This window comes from Micromonospora foliorum (assembly GCF_022229015.1).
Taxonomy (GTDB): Bacteria; Actinomycetota; Actinomycetes; order Mycobacteriales; family Micromonosporaceae; genus Micromonospora; species Micromonospora foliorum.
The window spans coordinates 1-4163 of sequence record NZ_JAKKFF010000064.1 but is presented as its reverse complement, the minus strand read 5'-3'; the positions used below and the strand labels follow the sequence as shown (position 1 = coordinate 4163).

General features: G+C 71.8%; 4 protein-coding genes and 1 pseudogene. 4 read left to right on the top strand and 1 reads right to left on the bottom strand.

All coding sequences use genetic code 11. The features are described 5' to 3' along the window. From PSH25_RS05650 to PSH25_RS05640, 3 genes and pseudogenes are all read left to right on the top strand, one after another. A pseudogene (locus PSH25_RS05650) lies at positions 1-286 on the top strand (hypothetical protein); the annotation flags it as partial. 163 nt (positions 287-449) lie between these two features. After that, complete coding sequence (gene pyrG / locus PSH25_RS05645; RefSeq protein ID WP_238657995.1) at positions 450-2201, top strand: CTP synthase; 1752 nt, start codon at positions 450-452, stop codon at positions 2199-2201. Then, entirely contained in the window at positions 2198-2803 is a 606-nt protein-coding gene (locus PSH25_RS05640; protein WP_238657994.1) for an NUDIX domain-containing protein, read from the top strand. Before pyrG ends, PSH25_RS05640 begins: the two co-directional genes overlap by 4 nt. 83 nt (positions 2804-2886) lie before the next feature. Here PSH25_RS05640 and PSH25_RS05635 read toward each other — a convergent pair whose 3' ends face one another. Further along, positions 2887-3174, bottom strand: a complete 288-nt coding sequence (locus PSH25_RS05635) for a TM2 domain-containing protein (protein WP_372492730.1) — start codon at positions 3172-3174, stop codon at positions 2887-2889. A 280-nt stretch (positions 3175-3454) separates the two neighbouring features. On the opposite strand from PSH25_RS05635, the gene PSH25_RS05630 reads away from it, so the two are divergent. Further along, on the top strand, positions 3455-4163 hold a 709-nt coding region (locus tag PSH25_RS05630; RefSeq protein ID WP_372492729.1), incomplete at its 3' end, for an alanine dehydrogenase.

The window sequence follows — 4163 nt, the reverse complement described above, 5'->3', positions numbered from 1 at the left end:
CGACGACTCGGGGTCGGGCTGGGTCGGCCCGGTCGGTGGGGGTGACGGCCCGACCGGCGGCGGTGGGCCACTGGGCGCGGTGCACCCCCGTCCGATCGGTGGCCCGCCCTCGAACGCACCGGCGAAGGTCACCCAACCGGCGTCGGAGCCCCCGGGTGACCGCCGGGGGGACGCCGACGAACCGGCCGGACCGACCGCGAGCGGGTCGACGCCGGACCCCGCGCCGACGGTGCCCGTACCGCCCCGGCAGGTCTCCCGGTCATCGACCGAGGTTGCCGCGCCCTGAGCGCCGGGCCTCGCCCCGATGGCCCGGAGGTGTCACAGCCGGGGTGCGGCCTGCGGGTACCCGCCCGGGAGGTGTTACCGTCGAATCCCGTGGATCGCGTGATCACTTTGCTGATCAAGCACGGCGGTCTGCATGACCGCGACAGACGACACGGGAGCAGGCCTTGGCCCCATCAGCACGGACGACCAGGCACATTTTCGTCACCGGGGGCGTTGCCTCCTCGCTGGGTAAGGGCCTCACCGCCTCCAGCCTCGGCAACCTGCTGACCGCGCGCGGGCTGCGCGTGGTGATGCAGAAGCTCGACCCCTACCTGAACGTCGACCCGGGGACGATGAACCCGTTCCAGCACGGTGAGGTCTTCGTCACCGAGGACGGCGCCGAGACCGACCTCGACGTCGGGCACTACGAGCGGTTCCTCGACCGGGCGCTGTCCGGCAAGGCGAACGTCACCACCGGCCAGATCTACTCCGACGTGATCGCCAAGGAGCGCCGGGGGGAATACCTGGGCGACACCGTCCAGGTCATCCCGCACATCACCAACGAGATCAAGTCGCGGATCCTGGCGATGGCCGATCCGGACGAGGACGGCCAGCTCCCCGACGTGGTGATCACCGAGGTCGGTGGCACGGTCGGCGACATCGAGTCGCTGCCGTTCCTGGAGGCGATCCGTCAGGTCCGCCACGACCTGGGCCGCGACAACTGCTTCTACCTGCACGTCTCGCTGGTGCCGTACCTGGCGCCGTCGGGTGAGCTGAAGACCAAGCCGACCCAGCACTCGGTGGCGCAGCTGCGCAACATCGGTATCCAGCCGGACGCGATCGTGCTGCGCTGCGACCGGGAGATCCCGGTCAAGCTCAAGGAGAAGCTGTCGCTCTACTGCGACGTGGACGCCGAGGCGGTCGTCGCCGCCCCGGACGCCCCGAGCATCTACGACATCCCGAAGGTGCTGCACCGGGAGGGCCTGGACGCGTACGTGGTGCGCCGGCTCGGCCTCTCCTTCCGGGACGTGGACTGGGCCAGCTGGGACGACCTGCTGGAGCGGGTGCACCGCCCCCGGCACACGGTCACCGTGGCGGTGGTCGGCAAGTACGTCGACCTGCCCGACGCGTACCTGTCGGTGAGTGAGGCGATCCGGGCGGCGGGCTTCGGCCACCGGGCCCGGGTGCAGCTGCGCTGGGTGCCCAGCGACGAGTGCGTCACCCCGGCCGGCGCCGCCGCAGCGCTGGCCGGCGTGGACGGCATCCTCATCCCCGGCGGCTTCGGCGTCCGCGGCATCGAGGGCAAGATCGGCACCGCCCGGTACGCCCGCGAGGCCGGCATCCCGCTGCTCGGCCTCTGCCTCGGCCTGCAGTGCATGACCATCGAGGTGGCCCGGCACCTGGCCGACCTGGACGGCGCCAACTCGTTGGAGTTCGACGAGCAGGCGGCCCACCCGGTCATCGCCACGATGGCCGACCAGGAGGACATCGTCGCCGGCCGGGGCGACCTGGGCGGCACCATGCGCCTGGGCGCGTACCCGGCGACCCTGACCGAGGGCTCCATCGTCGCCGAGGCGTACGGCAGCACCGAGATCAGCGAGCGGCACCGGCACCGGTACGAGGTGAACAACGCCTACCGGGACGCGCTGACCAAGGCGGGCCTGCACATCTCCGGCACCTCGCCGGACGGGCGGCTGGTCGAGTTCGTCGAACTGGACCGCAGCCTGCACCCGTTCTTCGTGGCCACCCAGGCGCACCCCGAGTTGAAGAGCCGCCCGACCCGTCCGCACCCGCTGTTCGCCTCGTTCGTCAAGGCCGCGGTGGCGTACTCGCAGGCCGACCAGCTGCCCGTCGACCTGGACGCGGCGGCGGAGGCCCCGACGACGCGCAAGGCCGCCCGCAACGGCGCCGCGACGAAGGCGTCGTCCACGTCATGAGCAACCTTGAGCACCGCTACGAGGTGCGCTCCCGGGAGGAGCGGTACCGGGGTCGGATCTTCGACGTGGTCACCGAGGAGGTGACCATGCCGGGCGGTGGGACCGGGCTGCGGGACCTCGTCCGGCACGTCGGGGCGGTGGCCGTGGTGGCGCTCGACGACGCCGGCCAGGTGGTGCTGATCCGGCAGTACCGGCACCCGGTCGGGCGGCACCTGTGGGAGCTGCCGGCGGGCCTGATGGACGTCTCCGGCGAGGAGTTGCCGGCGGCGGCGCTGCGGGAGCTGGCCGAGGAGGCCGACCTCACCGCCGGGCGGGTCGACGTGCTTGTCGACCTGCACAGCTCGCCGGGGTTCACCAACGAGATCGTCCGGGTGTTCCTGGCCCGGGACCTCGGCGACGTGCCGGCCGACGAGCGGCACGAGCGCCACGACGAGGAGGCCGACCTCCAGGTCGTCCGGATCGACCTGGACGAGGCGGTCGCCATGGTCCTGGCCGGTGAGATCACCAACGCGTCGGCGGTGGCCGGGCTGCTGGCCGCGGCCCGCGCCCGGGACACCGGCTTCACGCAGCTGCGCCGGGCGGACGCGCCGCTGCCGCGCTGAGCGTCGCCGCCGGTCCAGCCCGGTGGGGAGTACGCGCGAAAGGGGCCCCGCGGTCAGCCGCGGGGCCCCTTTCGCTGTCTGGCCTAGGAGTCGCGCAGCGGACGGCCCTGCGCGTCCGTGCCGCCGTTGACCAGGATGAGGATGCCGTCGACGACGCCCCAGAGGGCGCCGACACCGCAGGTCACCAGGCTCACGACGAGCTGGAGAACGGCGATCTTGGTGTGTCCGGTGTAGAACCGACCGGCACCGAAGGTGCCGAGCAGGATGCCGAGGATGCCCGCGACGATCTTGCTCTTGTCGGAGACGCCCTGGGGGTACCCCGGCTGGGGGTACCCGGGCTGGTAAGGAGGAGTGGTCATGGGCGGACACATTAGTGATCCACTCGCCGCCTGTCCGCACCGCCACCCGGCAGATGGGACGATAATGGTGAAACACTGTCCTGTCGGCTGAGGTGACGCTCGACCGCCGCATCCGGGTGGTGCCCTGACACTTCGTCAGGACACCCGCGCACCGGATGCCACTGTGCTGGCTCGCGGCGGCGCCGGGCGCGCCTAGACTGCCGCCGCGGGACCGGTGTACCGCGGTGGCAAAGGGGCCGTCGCGGCACCGAGCAGTCGGGGGAGAGCAGCCCCGAAGAGAGGTGTCTGCATCGTGAAGGTCGGAATCCCACGCGAGGTCAAGAACCACGAGTACCGCGTGGCGATCACGCCAGCGGGCGTCAACGAGTTCACCCGCAGCGGCCACCAGGTCTTCGTCGAGTCCGGCGCCGGAATTGGCTCCAGCATCACCGACGAGGAGTTCGCCGCCGCCGGCGCGAAGATCCTCGCCACCGCCGACGAGGTGTGGGAGACCGCCGAGCTGGTGCTCAAGGTCAAGGAGCCGATCGCCGAGGAGTACCACCGGATGCGCGATGGGCAGGTGCTCTTCACCTACCTGCACCTGGCCGCCTCCAAGGAGTGCACCGACGCGCTGATCGACCGCCGGGTCACGGGCATCGCGTACGAGACGGTCGAGCTGCCCGACCGGTCGCTGCCGCTGCTCGCCCCGATGTCCGAGGTGGCCGGCCGGCTCGCCCCGCAGGTGGGCGCCTTCTACATGATGCGTACCGGCGGTGGGCGCGGTGTGCTGCCCGGCGGTGTCTCCGGCGTGTACGCGGCCAAGACCGTGGTCATCGGCGCCGGCGTCTCCGGCATGAACGCCGCCGCGATCGCGCTGGGCCTGCAGTCCGAGGTGCTGCTGCTGGACAAGAACGTCGCCCGGCTGCGGCAGGCCGACGCCATCTACCGGGGCCACCTGCAGACCGTCGCCTCCAACGCGTACGAGGTCGAGCGGGCCGTGCTCGACGCCGACCTGGTCATCG